This is a genomic window from Granulosicoccus sp. 3-233, assembly GCF_052681095.1.
In genome coordinates this window covers 334,955-355,643 of record NZ_JBQYLE010000001.1, presented here as the reverse complement: position 1 = coordinate 355,643, position 20,689 = coordinate 334,955, and the positions used below count along the sequence as shown (strand labels likewise).

The following is a 20,689-nucleotide window of genomic DNA, read 5'->3' as shown; positions in this document are numbered from 1 at the left end:
CCAGCTCGGCAGATAGTCGAGCAGACGCAGCGATAAACGCAGAACTTGCAGTAAAGTCGGAATGAATGGGTGGGAATGACAGGGCTCGGACCTTGTACAACAAGGGAGCGGTGTCGGACTCAAGTGCCCATCGAGGAGAAGAGACGCATCATCATCGTTACGCAGATCACTTGATACTTACTGTGATCTGCGAAACATTTCGCAGAAACGAAAGATGGCGTCCCCTAGGGGACTCGAACCCCTGTTACCGCCGTGAAAGGGCGGTGTCCTAGGCCACTAGACGAAGGGGACGCTGTGTTGTCGGCCAGGCCGACGCCTTCGTTAAGCTGCGTATTATACGGATATTTTTTGCTGTGTGTTGTTTCTTGCGAAAATTTTTTCAGGCAACGTCAGGACCCTCTCCTTCACCCGCTTCTTCAGCCGCAACTGCCCGCACCTGATTGGGTCCTGCCCGACGGGCAACGACCAGTGCCTCGCGGGTACGAGACATCAGACTCTGTGCATTGTCCCCGGCAGCCAGCTCCGTGACCCCCGCGCTGGCCGTCAGCACGAACTGCACATTGTCGAAGCTCACGCAGTGGTCCACTGCCTGGCGCAAGCGCTCCGCCAGGATCAGAGCCCCTTCCATATCCGTCTGATTGAGGATGATGCAGAAGGCATCGCTGTCGGTACGAAAGATCAGGTCACTTTGACGCAGCCGCTCAGCCAGCGTCTCCGCCACGGTATGCCAGGCCTCATCGCCCACCTTGGCCCCATGGTCTTCGCTGATCGAATCCAGATGGTCGACGCTCAGCAGCATGATGGACAGTGGTTGTTCCACTCGCCGCACCAGCCGGATCTCGCGCGGCAGCAGCTCATCCAGTGCTCGTTGGTTACGCAGACCGGTGGTGCTGTCGGTCATTGCCTTCATCAGCACTTCAAAATGCTCCAGCGCATTTTCCAGCGGATAGATCAGGCTCTCGACCAGGCGTTCGGCATCGCGCTCGTCACGTGGGGTGAATGCCCGGCTGCGCATCAGGAGGATTTCACCCAGCGAGCGATCACCGAGCTTCAGTTCGAAACGCTGCCGGTACTGACGCGTGAACCCCAGCATGATGTCGGCACCACGGTCTGCAGCGACATACTGCAAGCCGTCGAATTTCACGAAACTCTGACCTTCGGTCAACAGACACTCGAACAGGCGCTCGAGGTCGAGTTTGCGATGCAGCAGAGCATTGAATTCAAGCTGCCTCAGCTGCACGTCAAGGCGTTGCTGGCGCAACGTATCGGATGAGGTTAATGCCGAGTGTTTGGCACTGACAGCGACCATGACAAGCGCTTCACGATTCCAGGGAATCAGAATCTTGCAAACAGCGGACCAAACCGCAGGGACAATCTACCCTGCAATGCCGGTGCTGGCGTTCAAGTACAACACGACACACAAAGCGGCCAGGGTTATTCCCAGCAATGACCAGGGCAGCACACTCTGGGATACCGGTGTGGCGTTGCCCTGCCACTCGTCACGCAGTTGCTGTGGCACGGTATCGGGAATCCTGCGACGCTCAAGCGCCACATCCTTGTCGCTGCGGCGTTCATCCTGCCCGTCCCTGACCTTCAGAAATCGGTTCCAGCCATCGTCGGACTGCAGATTCAGCAGCTCTTCGGGAATCAGTTCCGGCACCTGGGTCACCGGCTCCCACAACTCCCCGTCCCGACTGACTCTGTCAGTGTTGCGAACCCGCCCCAACAGCAGGAAGCGTCCGACTTCATTGGTGGAAAAGGGCCCCTGCACGCGCGAGCCTTTCTGTACATACCATTGGGATTCATCAGCGACCATTTCGACTCACCTACTTCATTGTCCATTCAGTCATGCGTGCCTTCAAGCGAACCAGAGCCTGACCATGGATCTGACAGACTCGGGATTCACTGACTCCCAGAATGTCGCCTATTTCACGAAGATTCAGATCATCATCGTAGTACAGCGACATGACGAGTGCTTCACGTTCAGGTAAGTTCTTGATCGATACAGCCAGCGCTTCACGGAAGGACTGATACTCGACCTGATCGCCCGGACTGGCCTCGGCACTCTGCGGCAGGGCAATGGTTTCACCCGTATGCTCGTCGGGCTGATCAAAACTGAAGATATGGGCGGCGGAGCTTTCGGTCAGTATCAGGTGATAGGCGGACAGCTCGATGCCGAGCTTCTCGGCCACGATGGCAGCCTTGGCTTCTCTACCGCTGGTCTGTTCCACATTTCTCAGTACCTCGGCTGCTTCGCGCGACTTTCGATGAACCGAGCGCGGGGTCCAGTCCGAGCGACGAATCTCATCGAGCATCGCCCCGCGAACCCGGATCCCGGCATACGTCTCGAAGCTGGCACCCTGTGAGGGGTCGTAATGCCTGGCAGCTTCAAGCAGACCGATCATGCCGGCCTGGATCAGATCCTCCGCCTGAACACTGGGTGGCAGACGATTCATCAGATGGAACGCTATTCGCTTCACCAGATTGGCATTGGCTGCAACCAGGCCATCCGGATCGACTGTGGTGACTTCGTTGTACATCGCGTGTGCATTCATACGGACTCTTTTCTCACCGTGTACTGTCGGCGACTTCTATCAGTCGCTCTACAAAAAATTCGATATGCCCGCAGGGCGTCTGTGGTTGCGGCCAGCGAGCAACGCGGGTCGCCAGCTTCCTGAAGGCCAGTGCAGAGGCCGACCGTGGAAACACATCCACCACGGCACTCTGCTGACTGACGGCCTGCTTCAGCTGAGCGTCCAGCGGAATCGACCCGCAATAGTCGAGTAACACATCCAGACAGCGGTCTGTCATGTCGCTCAGCGCGGCATACAGATCCAGACCATGTTGCGAACTCTCTGTCTTGTTGGCCACGACCCGAAAACGGCGCACATGGCAGCATTCGTTCAGGACCCGAACCGTGGAAAAGGCATCCTGCAAGGCAGTCGGTTCGTCGACGACCACCACGATGACTTCACGCACCGCTCGACAGAAGCTCATCACGCTCTCCGACAGGCCTGTGGCAATGTCGATGATCAGCGTATCGGCGCTGGTCGGCAGCTCGCTGAACAGGCCGATCAGACCGGCGTGTTCGACGTGGGTCAGGTGCGCCATCTCCATGGCACCACTTGCGCTGGGGATGACCGAAACACCCCGTGGCCCCTGCAGCACGATGTCGTCCAGGCGACAGCTGCCCGCAAAGACATCACTGAGTGTGTACGCTGGACGCAGATTCAGTAAACGATCGATATTGCCCAGTTCGAAGTCGCCGTCAACCAGCAGGACTTCGTGCTCACTTGCTCCCAATGCAGCTGCCAGATTGACAGCCACGTTCGACTTGCCTACTCCGCCCTTGCCACCGGCAACGGCAATCGTCTGAACCGGACGTCGGTTCAACGACAGTGTTGGAGAGACCGGAAAATTCACCGGGCAATTACCCGTATGGTGGACAAGACTGACATCTACGCTGAGTTCCTCGACTGTCCGTGTCGACATCCCCCCATTCACAGGCGGATGTATCGAAACGGTTTCGAGGTGTCAGGGAGCAAGTCTCGAACCAGCGGATGCCAGCTGGCCGCCAGTGAGCCTATCTGTGGTGGTTGAAACGCCTGTTTTGGGAAGCGTCCCGCAATTTATCTGTGAACCAACCCGAATCAGCCCGGATTCGGCACCACCGTAACGCAGCTTCGGGCACAGCACGCGGGGTCACGTCCTGTGCCCTGTCAGGCTTACGACACTTCTTCAGGTCGCTGAATATTGTATTTACGCATTTTCTCGACCAGCGTGGTTCGCCGGATCTTCAGTCGATTGGCGGCATGCGCAACCACACCGGAGCACTCGTCCAGAGCCTGTTCGATCAGGCTGATCTCGATATCGGTCAGGTGCTGTTTCAGATCGATCCCTTCCCGAGGCAGGCGTGGCTTGTTGTTGAGCGGCACGGCCGGCATGCCGGAGACCATCGGCAAGCCATTGCCACCACTGCCGGAGGCCGGCTCCGACTCTTCCCGACTATCGCTCAGGGCACGGCCATGCGGCGCCATCTTCGGCGGCAGGTCGGCCGCATCCACGACACCGTAGGGATGCAGGATGGTCATGCGCTCCATCAGGTTCGCCAGCTCACGGACATTGCCTGGCCAGTCGTAATTGCACAGGGCCATCATGGCAGCGGGTGTCAAGCGCACCGAGGATTTCTTTTCGTGCTCCAGCCGCGTGATCAGTTCATTGACCAGCAACGGCAGATCTTCCGCGCGGCTGCTCAGTGGTGGCATCTCTATGGGAAAGACATTCAGGCGATAGTACAGATCTTCCCGGAAGCGACCGTCCTCGATCAGCGTTTCCAGGTCGCGGTGTGTCGCGGCGACAATACGCACATCGCTCTTGATACTCTTGTTGCTACCGACCCGCTCGAACGAGCGTTCCTGAATGACGCGCAGCAGCTTCACCTGCATGGTCAATGGCATGTCGCCGATTTCATCCAGGAAAATCGTGCCACCTTCTGCCAGCTCGAAGCGCCCCTGACGGGAGCCCACAGCCCCGGTAAACGAGCCCTTCTCGTGGCCAAACAATTCGCTTTCGAGCAACTCACCCGGAATTGCCCCACAGTTGATGGGGACGAAGGGCTTGTTACGCCGATTGGAATAATAGTGGATGTTGCGAGCCACCACTTCCTTGCCGGTTCCGGATTCACCCAGAATCAGCACGGTTGCCTCGGTGGGCGCAACCTGATCGATCATCTTGCGCACTCGCTGCACGGACCGGCTGTTACCGACCAGTGACCGAAACAGCTCCGGGTTCTGTGTGCCTTCCTTGGCTGGCGCCGTATTGGCAGATCCGCGCACCTTGGAACGATGCAGGATGTCGGACAAGGTGCCGTAACGAATATCCGATTTCAGGCAACCGACGAAATTGCTGTCGATCTCCTCCTGGGAAATGTCAGCTGGCTGATTGCCCAGTAACAGAACCAGGGGCGGGCAGTTCTCTCGACTCGAACGCAGTTTCTCGGCCCATGCCACGATGCCATGAAAGTTGGCCACCAGGATCGAGGAGTAATCCGACAGGTCACCCATGCTTTCCAGCAGCTCCGGAGAACTGAGTGTCCTGGGCTCGTACTCGATGAACTCAAGCTGGTGAGAGAGACGTTGGGCACTATCAGCATCCTGATCGAGGATCAGGATCTTTCGGGTTTCTTTTTTTCCACTCATTTTGACGCTCTCCGCATTGCGGCCGTGTCGAAAGTTAAAAAGGACTCCCAAAGAATAGAAGACAGTTTTCAGAAGACAAAGATTTGACGAGCAAAACACCGGAAAAAGCCGACATTCACTTCGATTGACAACGCCGGCTTTCTGTCACCAATGGCACAATTGATACTGCTTCGCGCTTTGCAAATGAAGTTGATGGCCTGTCGCCAATTATGCGCTGTTACATTGTGACCTGTCCGTGTGTCCCGCCATTTGGGGTTACATAATAAAAAACAGACGCCGATCCTTGGCTTAACCGCTAGATACGGTCAGTACGATCTGTTTCAAGGACAGGATGAACTGCGAAACGGTTTGCTCTGCTGTAATCCGGACGGCAAACATAAAAACAAGAATAATCCGGCCACTTTCTTTCCAGCGAGGGCCAGAGGATTGCGACGAGGACGTACAACATGGCTCTATCCAAGAGCGGCAAGGCGGGAAGTAATGTGACGCAACTGGATGCGATGCGCAAGAAACGTTCAACCAGAGTTACATCGGAGAAGAGTTCAGGCCCTGTAGCAAAGAAGAAACAATCGACCAGTTCGGTGGAGAAGTCGGCGGGCAAGGCTCCAGCGAAGAAGAAGACCGGACCGGTAAAAGCCAAGGCAGCTTCCAAGGTCTCGGACGAAGCAACGGAAAAAGACAAGACCGCTACCGGCGCACAACCGGCTGAGAGCAAGCAGTCCACCCCCGGACCCCGTGTCAGCAATCGCCGTTTCGATACCGAAAAGGTCGAAAGAATCAAGGCCGCGATTGCCGCAGACGAGTACGAAATCGATTATCTGCAGGTTGCCGACAAGTTCATCGAACACGAACGATATGCCTGATCTGCAACTTATCTGCAGCGAACGACTCTGTTGAAGGACTATCCCCGACCTTTGTGGTGACCAAGATGAAATACCAGCGAGCAGTCGTTTCCTGGCTGATTGTTCTGTGGATGTGCTATGTATTTCTCGGCTCACTTCCGTACAAGTTCAGCAAGCATCCCGATACACAACACATCTTCGGCACCATCGGTGACTGGCTGGGCACGTTTCTGGGACCCGCCTTCGGCAATCTGTTCAGTGAGCTGGGGGCCTATGTCATCGGCAGCTTCGAACTGCTGACCTCCATCGTATTGCTGCTACCGGCGGTCCTGTGGTTGCTGGCCCGACAGAGAGGCACGCACTTTGGTGCTACTCGGCGCAGGTTCCACATGTACGGGGGCCTGATGGCCTCAGCAGTAATGGCCGGTGCTGTATTCTTCCATCTGGTCTCACCTTTGGGGGTCGAGGTGCTGCATGAAGGTCAGAGTGATGGAGGCAGTCTGTTCTATGCCGCGCTGTCCATTCTGATTCTGGGTCTGGTGCTGTTCATGATCAATCGTGGCTGGACCGATGAAGAGAGCCATGCCCGGACGTAAGGCAGATCTGACCGTGATTTCCCGTCCTGCCTGTACGGACGGGTAAGGAGAGCTGCGCAGCAGGACGGATCACCGCCGGCGCGTTCGCCGCCTGCCAGCTGGCGGTTTCGACACCTCCGAGGAATTGACAGCTCCGGAACAGGCGCTGCCAGCCGTCGTTGAGGCCCCGCCTGCTGCCACATCGGCTTCATCGGTGGAGGTAGACGGCATGTCCGAGTGCGACGGTCGGACCTGCCCATGAGTCGCCAACGGGTTGCTGCCCGGATCCACGACCTCTGCCACCAGCTTGAGCCGTACCGGCCGACTGTTGATGGTTCGAACGCCGATGATGAACTCGCTCTTCACATTGCCTTTGGCAATGGCGTCGAACAGCAGCGGTATGCGTTCTCCCATTTGTTCCAGAAATGCCAGTTGCGCCTCGTTCATCACCATCAAGCTGTCTTTATATACAGTATTCTGGCAAGACTACCGCAAACCCACCCCGCAGCGCCAGCACAGCGCCGGATCAATCATCCGTTTCCTGCAGCAGGGGATCGAACGAGCAGTCATTCATGCGCGCTTCGATCGACGCCTGAAAGGCTTCCAGTATCAGGCTGCGCTGCAGACTGCGGCGATAGATGATCCCCGAATTGAACCCGGCTTCGGCGATGCTTGTCTGAATGATCTGCAGGTCGAAGCCGGGCAGCAGCTGGATGAAGGTACTGGGCAGAAACGCCAGATAATCTCCATTGTTGAGCAGGTTCAGTACCGCCAGCAGTGAATCGCAGGACACGGAGGCCTCGCGTCGCTGTCCGGTTGTACGCTTGACCTTGTCCATGACGGTATCCAGATAACCTCGATCACTGAGATAGGACACCCAGGGATAGTCCAGCAAGGGATGAAGACTCTCCAGAGGACTGGCCAGAACGGGATGATCCTGACGCGCCACGACATTCAGACGAGTACCGAACAGCGGCTTGCGAACCAGAAACGAAGGCATTGCTTCGGTTTTCTGAAAACCGCCACAGTAGATGTCCAGCTTGCCGTTATCGAGCTCTTCCAGTGCCGCGGCAAAATTCCTCACACTCAGCTGCACCTGCAGATCCGGATAATGACGGTGCAGATCGGCAATGGCTTGCGGCAGGATCAGCGACATCCACACGGGTGCCGCTGCCAGCCGAATGACTCCCATTCCCCCACCGCCCAGCGCCATCAGGTCGTCTTCAGCCAGCTGGCATTCGCGCAGCAGATGCCGGGCATGCTGACAGGCGCGGTGTCCGAATGGGGTCAGGCGCAACCCCCGCGGATGTCGTTCGAACAGCTGCTCCCGGCATTGCGCTTCCATCAGGCGAATGGTGCGTGACAGAGCAGGCTGGGTCAGCGACAGCGCTTCCGCCGCTCCATGGACCGTTCCGCAGTCGGCTATGGCTATCAGTCTGCGCAGGTTCTCGAGATTTGAAAACACCTGACTCTCCCGGCTTCACCCATTCGATAACATATCGTTATCAATTTCTAATAATAAGTGATTGGATTTTATTTGTCGCTCGTGGCATTTTTCCCAACACCACTCGGAAGCCGCAGGAAATCGCCATGTCGAGCCATAACCAGACGTCTCTGTCGAGACGCCGCTTCATCAAGCAGATTGCCGGAGGCGCTGCCGCGCTGGGAGCCGGAACCGCCCTGTCGCCAGTGCTGGCGCAATCATCAGGCTCTCTGCCACCGGCCATCAATACACTGACACCGGGCAGCGTGCTGCGCTGGATAGACAGCGGAGACCAGAAGGCGGTTTTCTACAAGGCATTCTTCCAGCAGTACGCACAGAATCGAGGCATCGAGGTCATCTACGATCCTCTGCCGTGGAACGAGATCGCCAAGGTGGTTCCCCTGGGCGTACGCAACAAGACGGCCCATGACGTGTTCGCCCTGCCACAGAATACCAACCCCGCAGATGCCGTGAACGAAGGCTGGCTACAGCCCTATGACGATTTCATTCCCGATATCGACACCTGGAAAGCCGGATTCCCTGAAGGGGCCTTCCTGCCCGGCATCAACGTCTTCGATGGCAAGACCTATGGCCTGCCCTTCACCTCCAACAAACGTTCATCCACTCATCTGCTGTTCAATCGCGCCTATCTGCAGGAAGCCGGCTTCGACCCCGAGACCACAGCCCTGACACACAGTGACTTTCGCGAGGCCGCACGCAAGATCACCGAGAACGGCAAGGGACGTTATTTCGGTTTCATACTCGGAGGCAACCAGATCGGACGCTGGTCCGCCATCGTCAGAGATATCGCCCGCCTGGCCGGCGCCAGTGCTGGTGCGGACAGCGTGATCGAAGCGGATATCGATTTTCGTACCGGCGAATACACCTTCGACAGCGATCAGTACATCCAGGCGGTCGAACTGCTCATTGCCCTGCAGAAGGATGGCAGCATGTTTCCCGGTGTCATGGGCATCAATGCACCTCAGGCACGAGCCTTCATGCCTCAGGGCGCTGCCGGCATGATTCTTCAGGGCCCCTGGAACATTCCCGCCTGGGAAAGCCAGAATCCCGAGTTCGACTTCGGCATTGGCTCCGCCCCCTTGCCCGACGAAGGTGCTGCCGGTCATCTGACCATCGGCCAGGGTGCCGCGGCACCCAACACCATGTGGCTCTGGAGCGGTTCGACTCAGGGCGCCATCGCCGGCGACATCTTTCACTATCTGGGCACACTGCAGGGTCAGACAGCCTGGGCCAATGTGGTGGGTGCCGGCGATCCACCGATCATGCCGGAGGCCATCGAGAATGCAGACATGTCACCTCGCGCCAAAGCGGTATTGCAACTTTTCAATGAACAGATCCGGGTCGGACCCAACCCCGTGGTTGGCAACCCGGCTCTGTCCGCAGTAGTCAGCGCCTTCCAGGCACCAGACCTGAGCTTTGCCCTGACGGTGCAGGGCCTGGTCGGCGGTCAGCTGAGCGATGTCAGCAAGGAAATGAAGGCTTTGAAGACACGCTACGATGACGCCCTGAATCAGGCCTTCGACAAGGCAAGAGCCGCCGGCAGCGATGTCAGCCGTGATGATCTGGTATTTGCCAACTGGAATCCGGCAGACGACTTCGGTAGCAAGGACTACTAGCGCGAGCCGCCCGTGTCCAACAGAAAACGTCAACCGCGAGCCGTCTATCTGGCCATGGTACCGGGACTGGTGCTGGCCGGCATGTTCACCTTCTATCCGATAGTGGCGGCTGGCTATTACGCCCTGTTCGACTGGTCCGGGTTCAATTCACCCAAGGTCTTCATCGGGCTGGAGAACTTTTCCCGCCTGATGACAGACCCCTTCTTCTGGGGAGCCTTCCGGCGTTCACTGATCTTCCTGCTGGGCACCGTCCCCTTGCAGATGTTCATTTCACTGTGGATTGCCGTACTGCTCAACAATCGTCTGCTGAAACTGTCCAATGTCTTTCGTACCCTGATCTTCCTGCCGGTCGTCACTCCGGTAGCCGTCATCGGTATTGTCTGGACCTTCCTGCTCAGCCCGTTCAACGGTCCCATCAATGGCCTGCTGCTCGACCTCGGACTGCTGACTCGACCGATCGATTTCCTCGGCTCCTCCGACACGGTCATGCCATCCGTCATTGCCGTCTATGTCTGGAAATGGCTGGGGCTGACGATGATCTACTGGCTTGCCGCCCTGCAGACGGTTCCCGAGGATGTCTACGAGGCAGCCAGACTGGATAATTGCAAGGGTGGTCGCCTGCTGCTGTTCGTCATCCTGCCCATCATCCGGCCCTTTGCCCTGGTGATTCTGCTGATCTCCGCCGTCGGTGCCCTGAATGTCTTCCCGCTGATCATGAGCATGACCAATGGCGGTCCCTTCTTCTCCTCCGAAGTCATCGAGATCTTCATCTATCGTTCGGCATTTGCCACCGCCGAGGGAACCCGTACTCAACTTGGCTATGCCGCTGCTGCCGGTGTGCTGTTCGGCCTGCTGATCATGTCACTGACGCTGGTGCAGGCGCTGATCTCACGCCGATCGGGGAAAACGTCATGAAAACCCTGCTGTACTGGCCACGCTATCTGGTGTTCGGCGATCACAAACCAGGCAGAGGCGTGGCCATCACCAGTCTGTTGCTGGCCGCACTGTGCTGTCTGTGGATCTATCCCTTTCTGTGGATGATCTCCACCAGCCTCAAGACAACCGGCGAGATCTTCATGGGCACCGGTCTGATACCGGACACTCCCGTTCTGGAGAACTATGGTCGCGCCTGGACCGATGCGCACATGGGCCGCTACTTCATCAATACCTTGCTGGTGACCGTCGGCTCACTGATCGTCGTTACCGTCTGCACCTCGCTGCTCGGATACGTACTGGGCCGGTATGCGTTCCGCGGCAAGTCTCTGCTGATCGCAGCCTTTGTTGCCACGGTTTTCGTGCCACAGGGATTCACCATCATCCCCATCTTCGAGATGCTCAGCTTCTTCAATCTGTCCACCAGCCTGTGGGGCCTGACACTGGCTACCAGTGGGCATGCCATGGCGATCTATGTCTTGCTGTTTGCCGGCTATTTCAGGCAACTGCCCGATGAGCTGGAAGACGCCGCCATCATGGATGGTGTCGGTTTCTTCAGGATATTCTGGTACGTCATGCTGCCACTGGCCCGACCGATAGCGGTCACCGTCATCATCATGCAGGTTCTGCACGCATGGAATGACTTCCTGCTGCCGCTGGTCATCACGCTGGCCAACCCGGCCATTCGCACCCTGTCGGTCGGCATCTATGCCTTCAAGGGCGAACAATCGATCGACTGGTCCGGCATGGCCGCGGCCTCGACCATTTCCGTCGTGCCTATCGTGCTGCTGTTCATCCTGCTGCAGCGCTATTTCATCAACGGCCTGGCTGGTGCGGTCAAGGGCTGAGTACTCGCACAAGCAGGCTTACCGGACTGACAACCATCATGAATGATAAAGTCAATATCCTGCTGATCTCCACCGATCAGCAGCACTTCAGTGCGCTGGGCGCTGTCAATCCCGCCATCCGCACCCCCAATCTGGACAGACTCTGCCGTGAGGGAACCCGCTTCGACCGCGCCTACTGTCCCAGTCCGGTCTGCACGCCTTCCAGAGCCAGCATGATCACCGGCCTGTATCCGTCGCATCATGGTGCCTGGACCATTGGTGTCAAACTGCCCGAGAACACTGCAACCGTGGGTTCCCGGCTCTCCGCCAATGGCTACAGAACGGGCCTGATCGGCAAGGCGCACTTTCAACCACTGGCATCACGCCCCGGATGTGAATCCCTGGAGTCGCAACCCACACTTCGGGATCTGGACTTCTGGCGTGGCTTCCACGGTCCCTGGTACGGCTTCGATCACATCGAGCTGTCACGAAATCATGCCGATGAAAGCCATGTCGGACAACACTATGCCATCTGGCTGGAAGAACAGGGACTGAGCAACTGGCGTGACTACTTTCAGCCACTGCCCGGCGATACTGCAAGTCATGCGCCTGATACCGGGCAAGATCTGCCCTATTGGGCACGCGAGCAACGCAGCTGGGAATTACCGGAGCACCTTCACTACACCCACTGGACCGGAGAACGCAGTCTGGCCTTTCTGGAACAACAGGCAACGCAGGACAATCCGTTCTTTCTCTGGTCAAGCTTCCATGACCCTCATCCTCCCTATGTGGTTCCCGAACCCTGGGCCTCCATGTACGATCCACAGGACATGCAGCCCGGACAACTGTTGCCCGGAGAGCATGCACGCAATGGCCCTCACTTTGCCAAGACTCAGGAAACAGGCCCTGACTTCACGCAGTGGCATACCCCCTTCGAAGCGCACGGCTGCGCCAGTCACCTCTATTCGCATGACGCACTGAAGAAGGACATGGCGGTCTATTACGGCATGATGAGTTTCGTGGATCGGGAAGTCGGCAGGATCCTCGACAAGCTGGACGAGCTGGGCATGGCGGAGAACACGCTGCTGGTCTTCACGACTGACCATGGGCATTTTCTCGGTCAGCACGGTCTGGTAGCCAAGGGGCCGTTTCACTACGAGGACATGTTGCGCATACCGATGATCGTGCGTTGGCCGAACAAGGTGACGGCCGGCAAGGTCAGCAACGCCATTCAGAGTCTGGTCGACCTGACACCGAGCTTTCTCGATGCCGCGGGACTCGGTGTTCCAGAGCAATTGCAAGGGCTCTCGCAGATTCCCGTCTGGACGAATGAGGTGGAGGAAGTCAGGGACTTTGCGCTATGCGAGAACCGGCACAATCCGCACATGCCGCATCTGGTGAGCTATATCGGCAAACGCTACAAGATCACGGTATACAAGGAAGGGGAGTTCGGCGAATTGTTCGACCTGGACGAAGACCCGATGGAGCATCACAACCTGTGGGACAGCCCTGCGGCAGCAGACATCAAACAGGCACTGTTGCAGGATTTCGTGCAGGGAATGTTGAAATCGGAGCCCATGATCATGCCACGCGTTGCACATGCGTAAGGCAGCGTCATGAGGTCATCAATCGACGATTGAAACGTGGCGGCGGACGGAAGACCCCGGCGCCGATCATCCGGCCTTCGAGCATTTCCCCACACGCACAAAAGCGGCGTCCGAAGACGCCGCCCCCTGTCGTGGTTCAATCCGGCAGCCTGAACTTTCAGTGATGCCGGATTGCCTTCAGCGATCGGTCGGAAATCAGCTTTCGACCGAATTCTCGATTGCCGGTGTCTGGTTGCCAACCGGAATCTTTCGAGGCTTCATGGCTTCAGGAATTTCCTTGACCAGAGCGATCTTCAACAGACCGTTGTCCAACTGTGCATTGACGACCTCGACATGGTCCGCCAGGTTGAACTTGCGCTCGAAGGAACGAGTAGCAATACCGCGGTGCAGGTAACGGGAATCCTTTTTCTGGTCTTCCTTTCTACCGCGCACTGTCAGCACACCTTGCTCTACCTGGACATCGATTTCATTGTCCTGGAAACCGGCTACTGCCAGCGTGATGGCGTACTTGTTCTCGCCAACCAGTTCGATGTCGTAGGGAGGGTAACCGGCAGATTGTCTGTCGGCACTCAGGGCTGCATCCAGCAATGAACCGAAACGGTCAAAACCAACGGTGTTTGCGTACAGGGGAGTCAGATCGATTTTCATTACAGTATTCTCCAAAAGAAGCAATATGATTTAGCGCGTCGACTCTCATGGAGACCTCGACGCAACAACAAGCTAGGGTCTGAAAGCTTCGTATTCAAGTGCCTGAATCGCTGTGAAACAGGCAATTTCTCGACAACTTCATCGCCTTGCGAGACGTATGATCGGGTGCTTCGCGGAAAGTTCAAGTCCCCCTGCTGCGCTGAAAAATGCTTGTCAGGTCCCTGCCACCCGTTCGTCGAATCCGGCCTCGTGCAACTCGCCAACGGCCCTGGCAATCTCGCCGCCCAGTGCCTCATGAAGTTCATCGTAGCGATGCATTTCAGGAGTGCGGAGCCACAACATGGATACCGTCAGCTGCAGGGTCGGAAAGGCCGGATCGTGAATCCGGATGAGCCGTCCGGATCGAATGGCCTCGCCCGCCGTCGACGCCGGTAACCAGGCAACCCCCAGACCATTGATGGCGGCACCCAACAGCACACTGGTCATTCCCGCCGTCAATCGCGCCGAGAAGGCCAGAGCCGACCGCGGCAGAATGTCATCACTCAATATGCGCCCGAGAAACACCTCGGTTGGATAAGCGAGCAAGGGGATGGGACTGGACTTGCTGACGAGCTTCGACAGACTGCCATGAATGACCGGGTTGCACACCGGCACAAAGGGGTCTTGACACAGGCGCTTCGTGGTTACCAGATGCGGTGGTGCCCGCAAGGCCCTGGCATCGGTTTCGTAGCTGATCATCAGAGCCACTTCTCCGGTCATCAGCAGCTGGAAACAACCGTCCCGGTTGGCCGAGCGCATTCTTACCGGATGATTGTCCAGCAGGGTGCCAAGTCGTTTCATGGCGATGGGCAGAACGCCTGCCGACAGCGAATGCATGCCGACGATCGTCAAATGCTCCTCGATGGTGTGGCTGTCCGACAGGCGCTTTTCCATGCGCTGCAGTGTGCTGAGTGCCAGTTCGATATCACCGCGCATGGCATCCAGCATCGGCGAAGGTCGTGCAGGTCGTCGTGAGCGATCGAACAGGGTGATGCCATGGCGCAGTTCGATGGCCTGAAGACGGCGTGAGTAAGCCGATTGGGAGACATTGCGCTGTTCGGCCGCGAGGGTCAGATTGCGGACATTGATCAGGGCCAACAGATCTTTCAGGGTTTGCTGGTCCATGATTACGCCTCTATATGCATGACATGCATGCTAAACGACAATATTTGCACGTGCAAGCCATGACGACTGCATGCTAGCGTGACACACCAGTTGCGGCACTCTTCGCTGCATCGCTGACAGAATCATCCACCGCTTGCCGAGAGCTCTACATGGATCTGACCCGATTTCCGCGGGTGCGCCTGGCGCACCTTCCTACTCCCCTGGAACCACTGCCACGACTCAGCAAGGCACTGGGAGGGCCCGAGATCTGGATCAAACGGGATGACTGCACCGGTTTGTCGACAGGTGGCAACAAGACACGCAAGCTCGAGTTCCTGGTTGCCGCTGCCCTCGAGGCTGGAGCCGATACTCTGGTTACCCAGGGCGCAACGCAATCCAATCATGCAAGGCAGACCGCGGCGGCCGCCGCCCGGCATGGACTCAAATGCCATCTACTGCTGGAAAATCGTACCGGCTCGACCGATCCACGCTATCTGCGCAATGGCAATGTCCTGCTCGACTCCCTGCACGGTGCAAGCTTTGAAGAGCGGCCTGCAGATCTCGACATGGCGCAGGAACTGGCGGAAGCGGCAGAAAAGCTCGATGCTGACGGCGCCCGTTGCTACGTCATTCCCGGCGGTGGATCCAATCCAACCGGTGCCCTTGGCTACGTCAACTGCGCTTTCGAACTGCAGTCGCAGATCAACGATCAGGGACTGCCCTTCGATCAGCTCGTGCATGCCACGGGCAGCGCAGGCACTCAGGCCGGACTGGTGGCGGGTCTGACATTGATCGGTTCCCCCCTGCCGGTACTGGGCATCGGTGTACGCGCACCGCGTGACAGGCAGGAAGCCTCGGTGCGCGCCCTGGCCGACAGTACACTCGCCCTGTTCGACAAGGCCGGTGCATTGCAGGAGCAAGCTGTCATTGCCAATTGCAACTATGTCGGAGAAGGTTATGGCATTCCCGCTGCCGGCACCCTCGAGGCCATCCACATGCTGGCCGAACTCGAAGGCATATTGCTCGACCCGGTTTATTCCGGCAAGGGCATGGCCGGCCTGATCGATCTGGTGCGCCAGGGACATTTCACCAAGGGTCAGCGTATCGTATTCCTGCACACCGGCGGCTCAGCCGCCCTGTTCGGCTACCACGGTGCTTTCAGCAATGAGCAGCAGGGGGTTTGAGCATCACGAACACGGCAGCGACTGGCAAATGACAGTCGCTCGCCCTTCTTGCAACGTCGCAACCACGATTTCAACAACAGGAAAAGCCCATGTTCAAGTCCGTCATACCGAGCCTTGTCGCCAGCACCCTGCTCAGTCTGAGTTCGCTGACCGCCTCCGCGGATGCTGGTGACTCCCCTGTATTACAGCGAATCGAAGAGCGAGGAATGGTCACCATCGGCCACCGGGAAACCTCGATTCCCTTCTCCTACATCGGCGAAGGCAACGAACCGATCGGCTACTCCATCGACATCTGTCTGAAGATCGTGGACGCCATCAAGGCAGAGCTCGGCAATGACGAGCTGGGTGTCAAGTATGTCCCGGTAACCGGCCAGACTCGCATACCACTGATTGCCAATGGCACCATCGATCTGGAGTGCGGCTCCACCACCAACAATCTGACCCGTCAGAAACAGGTGGACTATCTGTCAACGACTTTCATCACTGGTACGAAACTGGCGAGTCGCAAGGATTCAGGCATCACGGAAATCGAAGACCTGGATGGCAAGATCATCGGACTGGCAGCGGGAACAACCAACGAAAAAGCCATCAAGGCTGCTATCGAGGAACTGTCTCTGGACGTCAAGGTCGTCCCCGTCAAGGATCACAGTCAGGGTTGGCTGGCGATGGAAACCGACCGTATCGATGCCTATGGGTCAGACGATGTACTGTTGTACGGTCTCATTTCAAAGTCCAAATCACCCGACGACTATCAGGTTACCGGTCGCTATCTGTCGTTCGACCCCTACGCCATCATGGTGCCACGCAATGATTCCACCTTCGCTCGACTCGGCAGAGTGGTCATGTCGGAGATGATGCGTTCCGGTGAAATGGAATCGCTGTACAACCAGTGGTTTGCGCCGGGACCCACCAATATCAACATGCCCTTGTCCGACACCCTCAAGACCGCATTCGACATCCAGGCATTGCCGGAATAGCCATCACTGGCGAGAGTCACGACCCTGACGGCAACGAGGTGTAGCCATGAATTACAACTGGGATTGGGGCATTCTGTTCCGCGAACCGTACTTCGACTGGCTGGTTGAGGGACTGATGTGGACAGTCTCCCTGTCCCTGCTTGCCTGGCTCATCGCCTTCAGCCTGGGGTCGGTGCTGGGCATCATGCGTACCTGCAGCAGCCGCCCACTGCAGTTGATAGCCACCGTGTATGTCGAACTGTTCAGGAATATTCCCCTGTTGGTACAGTTGTTCCTCTGGTATTTCGTATTCCCTGAACTGCTTCCCGATGAAGCAGGACGCTGGGTCAAGCGCGAAATGCCGATGCCGGCACTGACTACCGCCATCATTGCCATCGGGCTGTATACAGCCTCGCGAGTATGCGAGCAGGTGCGATCCGGCATAGCCGCTGTCGGCGTTGGTCAACGCAACGCCGGCAAGGCCATCGGCATGAACGAGTGGCAGGTGTACCGCTACATCCTGCTGCCAAATGCCTTCCGCATCATCATCCCGCCACTGACCAGCGAATTCCTGACCATCTTCAAGAATTCTTCCCTGGCACTGACCATCGGTGTGGTCGAACTCACCGCCATGACACGCCAGATCGAGGAATACACCTTTCAGGGCTTCGAGGCCTTTACCGCGGCAACCGTCATCTACAGTGTGGTGACCTTCACAGTGATGTTGCTGATGCGCTTCGTCGAACGACGAGCTCGCATTCCCGGCATGATTTCAACGAGCTGAAAGCGATATGGGCGATTTCGACTATTCCGTCATACTCGACAACCTGCCGTTGTTGATCGACGGGCTCAAGGTGACATTTCTGCTCACCTTTCTGGCCGTGGTGGGCGGTATCCTGCTGGGCACGCTGCTGGCCCTGATCCGTATTGCCAGGGTGCCGGTCATCTCATGGGTAGCTGCCGCCTACGTCAACTTCTTTCGCTCTCTGCCTCTGATTCTGGTGATCTTCTGGCTCTACTTTCTGGTGCCCTTGTTTCTGGGCAGACCGGTTGGCAGCTTCTACTCGGTGCTGATTGCCTTCATTCTGTTCGAAGCCGCGTATTACTCGGAAATCATCCGGGCCGGCATTTCCAGTGTTCGCAGTGGACAGGTCGCAGCCGGTCGGGCGATCGGTCTGAGCTATCCGCAAACGATGCGATACATCGTGCTGCCGCAGGCCTTTCGTTCCATGGTTCCCGTTCTGTTGACACAGGCCATCGTGCTGTTTCAGGACACCTCGCTCGTCTATGTCGTCGGCTTGAAGGACTTCCTGGTCAGCGCAGAACTGGTTGCCAATCGTGACCAGCGACTGGTCGAGATGTTCGTTTTCGTGGCCTTCATCTACTTCATCTTCTGTTTTGCGGGTTCCCTGTACGCCCGCCATCTGCAACGCAAACTGTCCGTATGATCGAAATCAAGCACGCCAGCAAATGGTATGGAGACTTCCAGGTACTGGATGACTGCACGACTCATGTCGACAAGGGTGAGGTCGTGGTCGTCTGTGGTCCATCGGGCTCGGGCAAGAGCACGCTGATCAAATGCGTGAATGGTCTCGAGGCCATTGGTTCGGGCGAGATTTCGGTTGATGGGTCGAAGGTCAACGGTCGCAAGACCAACCTCAATCGATTGCGTTCACGCATCGGCATGGTGTTTCAGAGTTTCGAACTCTTTCCTCACATGAGTGTGCAGGACAATGTCATGCTGGGCCAACTCAAGGTGCTGAAACGCAGCACCGAAGAGGCAGGAGAACGGGCCCGAGCCTTGCTGGAGCAGGTCGGCCTGGCGGACCATGCCAGCAAGTACCCGGCACAGCTGTCAGGTGGCCAGCAACAGCGAGTGGCCATCGCCAGAGGTCTGGCCATGGACCCTGTGGCGATGCTCTTCGACGAACCCACCTCGGCACTGGATCCCGAAATGATCAACGACGTGCTGGATGTCATGGTGGACCTGGCACAGGATGGCATGACCATGATGGTGGTGACCCATGAAATGGGATTCGCCCAGAAAGTGGCTGACCGAATCGTCTTCATGGATGAAGGCAGAATCGTCGAGGACTCGCCCAAGGATGAATTCTTCAAAGCACAGGGCAGTGAACGTGCCAGGGAATTCCTGTCGAAAATCCTGACCCACTGATCCGGCCATATCCGCCGGCCGATGACAGCCGGCGAAGCGGCTGGTCGACACGCGTCGTTCCTTGCAAGCGAGCGAAACAGACCGACGCCCGTCCCGTTACATCCTTCTGTCTTCGACATACACCGTGATGTCCTCGGCAAAGGACTCCTGCAGGCAGCGAAGTTTCTCCAGCAGGCTCTCGGACACCCTTTTCCCCTTTGCGATGACCAGTACGCCATTGGGGTCACACAGATCCCTTGACAGTGTTTTCCCAGCCATCAGTGCACCAATGGTCGTTCTGCGCTCCGCCACATCGGACACTTCCCGTTTGGGGCTATCCAGCCATTTCAGAAACTGATTGACCACTTGTCCGTCATAGCGCTTGCCCGACTCTGATTGCAGATACTTGCGCGCCTCTGCGGCTGTCAATTGCTCCTCCAGGATTCGCCCATCCTGCAGATCGACGTAGGCCTTGGCCACAGCCAGAATGCGCGACGACATGGGGATCTCCTTGCCCGGCCTGCGATCCGGAAACCCCGTACCATCCATACGTTCGCAGTGATGCCTGATGGTGTTGGCTGCATCGGTCAGTGGATCCAGACTGAGCAAGGTGGCTTCAGCCACCACCGGGTGTCGCTGATACTCCCGCTGCTGGCTCGCCGTCAAAGAAATATACGGCGTCAGGACGGACTCATCCGACAAACCGAGTTTACCGATATCGCACAGCAGGGCTGCGTTATACAAGGCATCACAGGTACTTTTCTCCAACCCCATGTTGCGACCCACCGCCCTGGCATCGTCGGCCACTGTGGCTCGCGAGCTCAATCCTCCACGCGACTGGACCATTCGGGAGAAGACTTCGATGGTGGCGGCATAGCCAGCATGCAGTGCATCATGAGCATCGCAGATTTCCTGCCTGGCCTGCTCGATCTCCCTGGTGCGCTCCTCGACTTTCTGCTCAAGCCCTTCATTCAATGCCGACAGCTCCTCGTTCTGCCGAGCAGTCAGCAGTTCAAGGCGATTCTTTTCCTCCTGCAAACGCTTGGTCTCCACCGCCTGCTGCACACACATGACGATATCCGAGTCATCCCAGGGCTTTGTCAGGTATCGGGAGATTTCTCCCTGATTGATGGCTTCGATGGCGGACGACACATCGGCATACCCGGTCAGCAACATGCGAGCCGTGGATGGCCACCGCCTCGCCACCTCCGACAGGAATTTCGCACCATCCATACCAGGCATGCGCATGTCACTGACAACGATATCGATGGCCTCCTGTTCCAGCAGGGCAAGACCCTCGTCGCCGGAATTGGCCAGATGGATCTTGTAGCCTGTCGGCCTGAACAACCGGTTCAGGGAGTTCAGAATCGGCTTTTCATCATCCACGAAAAGGATCTGTGGTTGCGGTTGCGGTTGCGGTTGTGACTGTGACTGTGACTGTGACTGTGACTGTGACTGTGACTGTGACTGTGACTGTGACTGTGACTGTGACTGTGACTGTGAC

The 20,689-nt window shown here is 57.4% G+C and carries 21 protein-coding genes and 1 tRNA gene; 11 read left to right on the top strand and 11 right to left on the bottom strand.

Annotated features, from left to right (window positions below; translation table 11 throughout):
- Positions 1–215: 215 nt before the first annotated feature.
- The 6 genes from ACUNV4_RS01625 to ACUNV4_RS01600 all read right to left on the bottom strand — a co-directional run bounded on the left by ACUNV4_RS01625 (position 216) and on the right by ACUNV4_RS01600 (position 5,198).
- Positions 216–291 (bottom strand) — tRNA-Glu (locus ACUNV4_RS01625).
- An 88-nt stretch (positions 292–379) separates the two neighbouring features.
- Positions 380–1,240, bottom strand: a complete 861-nt coding sequence (locus ACUNV4_RS01620; RefSeq protein WP_430876735.1) for a GGDEF domain-containing protein — start codon at positions 1,238–1,240, stop codon at positions 380–382.
- Positions 1,241–1,375: 135 nt separating this feature from the next.
- Positions 1,376–1,816 (bottom strand): DUF4339 domain-containing protein, encoded by a 441-nt coding sequence (locus tag ACUNV4_RS01615; RefSeq protein ID WP_430876734.1) that lies wholly within the window; start codon positions 1,814–1,816, stop codon positions 1,376–1,378.
- Between the two features lie 10 nt (positions 1,817–1,826).
- Positions 1,827–2,555: an RNA polymerase sigma factor FliA gene (locus ACUNV4_RS01610; protein ID WP_430876733.1), complete on the bottom strand. Its 729-nt coding sequence runs from the start codon at positions 2,553–2,555 to the stop codon at positions 1,827–1,829.
- A 13-nt stretch (positions 2,556–2,568) separates the two neighbouring features.
- Entirely contained in the window at positions 2,569–3,492 is a 924-nt protein-coding gene (locus tag ACUNV4_RS01605; protein WP_430876732.1) for a MinD/ParA family ATP-binding protein, read from the bottom strand.
- A 233-nt stretch (positions 3,493–3,725) separates the two neighbouring features.
- A complete protein-coding gene (locus ACUNV4_RS01600; protein ID WP_430876731.1) occupies positions 3,726–5,198 on the bottom strand; it encodes a sigma-54 dependent transcriptional regulator in 1,473 nt (490 codons plus the stop codon).
- A 446-nt stretch (positions 5,199–5,644) separates the two neighbouring features.
- Between ACUNV4_RS01600 and ACUNV4_RS01595 the strand changes: the two genes are divergently transcribed.
- A complete protein-coding gene (locus ACUNV4_RS01595) occupies positions 5,645–6,061 on the top strand; it encodes a flagellar biosynthesis anti-sigma factor FlgM (RefSeq protein ID WP_430876730.1) in 417 nt (138 codons plus the stop codon).
- A gap of 65 nt (positions 6,062–6,126) precedes the next feature.
- Complete coding sequence (locus ACUNV4_RS01590) at positions 6,127–6,636, top strand: hypothetical protein (RefSeq protein ID WP_430876729.1); 510 nt, start codon at positions 6,127–6,129, stop codon at positions 6,634–6,636.
- A gap of 69 nt (positions 6,637–6,705) precedes the next feature.
- Here the strand turns inward: ACUNV4_RS01590 and ACUNV4_RS01585 are convergent, their stop codons facing one another.
- The gene (locus ACUNV4_RS01585; RefSeq protein ID WP_430876728.1) at positions 6,706–7,071 is read right to left on the bottom strand and encodes a hypothetical protein; all 366 of its coding nucleotides are present in this window, start codon (positions 7,069–7,071) and stop codon (positions 6,706–6,708) included.
- A 70-nt stretch (positions 7,072–7,141) separates the two neighbouring features.
- Positions 7,142–8,080: a LysR family transcriptional regulator gene (locus tag ACUNV4_RS01580; RefSeq protein ID WP_430876727.1), complete on the bottom strand. Its 939-nt coding sequence runs from the start codon at positions 8,078–8,080 to the stop codon at positions 7,142–7,144.
- 125 nt (positions 8,081–8,205) lie between these two features.
- Between ACUNV4_RS01580 and ACUNV4_RS01575 the strand changes: the two genes are divergently transcribed.
- The 4 genes from ACUNV4_RS01575 to ACUNV4_RS01560 are packed head-to-tail and all read left to right on the top strand — an operon-like array spanning position 8,206 to position 13,102.
- Positions 8,206–9,735, top strand: coding sequence for an ABC transporter substrate-binding protein (locus ACUNV4_RS01575; protein ID WP_430876726.1), 1,530 nt, complete (start codon positions 8,206–8,208; stop codon positions 9,733–9,735).
- 12 nt (positions 9,736–9,747) lie between these two features.
- The gene (locus ACUNV4_RS01570; RefSeq protein ID WP_430876725.1) at positions 9,748–10,650 is read left to right on the top strand and encodes a carbohydrate ABC transporter permease; all 903 of its coding nucleotides are present in this window, start codon (positions 9,748–9,750) and stop codon (positions 10,648–10,650) included.
- Positions 10,647–11,516: a carbohydrate ABC transporter permease gene (locus ACUNV4_RS01565; RefSeq protein WP_430876724.1), complete on the top strand. Its 870-nt coding sequence runs from the start codon at positions 10,647–10,649 to the stop codon at positions 11,514–11,516. The genes ACUNV4_RS01570 and ACUNV4_RS01565 overlap by 4 nt, the downstream gene beginning before the upstream one ends.
- 38 nt (positions 11,517–11,554) lie before the next feature.
- Entirely contained in the window at positions 11,555–13,102 is a 1,548-nt protein-coding gene (locus ACUNV4_RS01560) for a sulfatase family protein (RefSeq protein WP_430876723.1), read from the top strand.
- 195 nt (positions 13,103–13,297) lie between these two features.
- On the opposite strand, the gene ACUNV4_RS01555 is transcribed toward ACUNV4_RS01560, so the two are convergent.
- Complete coding sequence (locus tag ACUNV4_RS01555; RefSeq protein WP_430876722.1) at positions 13,298–13,750, bottom strand: Hsp20 family protein; 453 nt, start codon at positions 13,748–13,750, stop codon at positions 13,298–13,300.
- A 213-nt stretch (positions 13,751–13,963) separates the two neighbouring features.
- The gene (locus ACUNV4_RS01550; protein WP_430876721.1) at positions 13,964–14,914 is read right to left on the bottom strand and encodes a LysR substrate-binding domain-containing protein; all 951 of its coding nucleotides are present in this window, start codon (positions 14,912–14,914) and stop codon (positions 13,964–13,966) included.
- A 149-nt stretch (positions 14,915–15,063) separates the two neighbouring features.
- Between ACUNV4_RS01550 and ACUNV4_RS01545 the strand changes: the two genes are divergently transcribed.
- The 5 genes from ACUNV4_RS01545 to ACUNV4_RS01525 all read left to right on the top strand — a co-directional run bounded on the left by ACUNV4_RS01545 (position 15,064) and on the right by ACUNV4_RS01525 (position 19,206).
- Entirely contained in the window at positions 15,064–16,077 is a 1,014-nt protein-coding gene (locus ACUNV4_RS01545) for a D-cysteine desulfhydrase (protein ID WP_430876720.1), read from the top strand.
- Positions 16,078–16,166: 89 nt separating this feature from the next.
- A complete protein-coding gene (locus ACUNV4_RS01540; protein WP_430876719.1) occupies positions 16,167–17,054 on the top strand; it encodes an amino acid ABC transporter substrate-binding protein in 888 nt (295 codons plus the stop codon).
- A 46-nt stretch (positions 17,055–17,100) separates the two neighbouring features.
- Positions 17,101–17,817: an amino acid ABC transporter permease gene (locus tag ACUNV4_RS01535; protein WP_430876718.1), complete on the top strand. Its 717-nt coding sequence runs from the start codon at positions 17,101–17,103 to the stop codon at positions 17,815–17,817.
- Positions 17,818–17,824: 7 nt separating this feature from the next.
- On the top strand, positions 17,825–18,481 hold the full coding sequence (locus ACUNV4_RS01530) for an amino acid ABC transporter permease (RefSeq protein ID WP_430876717.1): 657 nt from the start codon (positions 17,825–17,827) through the stop codon (positions 18,479–18,481).
- Positions 18,478–19,206 (top strand): amino acid ABC transporter ATP-binding protein, encoded by a 729-nt coding sequence (locus tag ACUNV4_RS01525; RefSeq protein ID WP_430876716.1) that lies wholly within the window; start codon positions 18,478–18,480, stop codon positions 19,204–19,206. Before ACUNV4_RS01530 ends, ACUNV4_RS01525 begins: the two co-directional genes overlap by 4 nt.
- A gap of 96 nt (positions 19,207–19,302) precedes the next feature.
- Here the strand turns inward: ACUNV4_RS01525 and ACUNV4_RS01520 are convergent, their stop codons facing one another.
- Entirely contained in the window at positions 19,303–20,571 is a 1,269-nt protein-coding gene (locus ACUNV4_RS01520) for an HD domain-containing phosphohydrolase (RefSeq protein WP_430876715.1), read from the bottom strand.
- Positions 20,572–20,689 lie beyond the last annotated feature (118 nt).

Excerpts from the sequence above, each read along its gene's own strand:
- ACUNV4_RS01615 (WP_430876734.1), bottom strand. The coding sequence starts at position 1,816 with ATGGTCGCTGATGAATCCCAATGGTATGTACAGAAAGGCTCGCGCGTG.
- ACUNV4_RS01610 (WP_430876733.1), bottom strand. The coding sequence starts at position 2,555 with ATGAATGCACACGCGATGTACAACGAAGTCACCACAGTCGATCCGGAT.
- ACUNV4_RS01605 (WP_430876732.1), bottom strand. The coding sequence starts at position 3,492 with ATGTCGACACGGACAGTCGAGGAACTCAGCGTAGATGTCAGTCTTGTC.
- ACUNV4_RS01600 (WP_430876731.1), bottom strand. The coding sequence starts at position 5,198 with ATGAGTGGAAAAAAAGAAACCCGAAAGATCCTGATCCTCGATCAGGAT.
- ACUNV4_RS01595 (WP_430876730.1), top strand. The coding sequence starts at position 5,645 with ATGGCTCTATCCAAGAGCGGCAAGGCGGGAAGTAATGTGACGCAACTG.
- ACUNV4_RS01590 (WP_430876729.1), top strand. The coding sequence starts at position 6,127 with ATGAAATACCAGCGAGCAGTCGTTTCCTGGCTGATTGTTCTGTGGATG.
- ACUNV4_RS01575 (WP_430876726.1), top strand. The coding sequence starts at position 8,206 with ATGTCGAGCCATAACCAGACGTCTCTGTCGAGACGCCGCTTCATCAAG.
- ACUNV4_RS01565 (WP_430876724.1), top strand. The coding sequence starts at position 10,647 with ATGAAAACCCTGCTGTACTGGCCACGCTATCTGGTGTTCGGCGATCAC.
- ACUNV4_RS01560 (WP_430876723.1), top strand. The coding sequence starts at position 11,555 with ATGAATGATAAAGTCAATATCCTGCTGATCTCCACCGATCAGCAGCAC.
- ACUNV4_RS01555 (WP_430876722.1), bottom strand. The coding sequence starts at position 13,750 with ATGAAAATCGATCTGACTCCCCTGTACGCAAACACCGTTGGTTTTGAC.
- ACUNV4_RS01550 (WP_430876721.1), bottom strand. The coding sequence starts at position 14,914 with ATGGACCAGCAAACCCTGAAAGATCTGTTGGCCCTGATCAATGTCCGC.
- ACUNV4_RS01545 (WP_430876720.1), top strand. The coding sequence starts at position 15,064 with ATGGATCTGACCCGATTTCCGCGGGTGCGCCTGGCGCACCTTCCTACT.
- ACUNV4_RS01540 (WP_430876719.1), top strand. The coding sequence starts at position 16,167 with ATGTTCAAGTCCGTCATACCGAGCCTTGTCGCCAGCACCCTGCTCAGT.
- ACUNV4_RS01535 (WP_430876718.1), top strand. The coding sequence starts at position 17,101 with ATGAATTACAACTGGGATTGGGGCATTCTGTTCCGCGAACCGTACTTC.
- ACUNV4_RS01530 (WP_430876717.1), top strand. The coding sequence starts at position 17,825 with ATGGGCGATTTCGACTATTCCGTCATACTCGACAACCTGCCGTTGTTG.
- ACUNV4_RS01525 (WP_430876716.1), top strand. The coding sequence starts at position 18,478 with ATGATCGAAATCAAGCACGCCAGCAAATGGTATGGAGACTTCCAGGTA.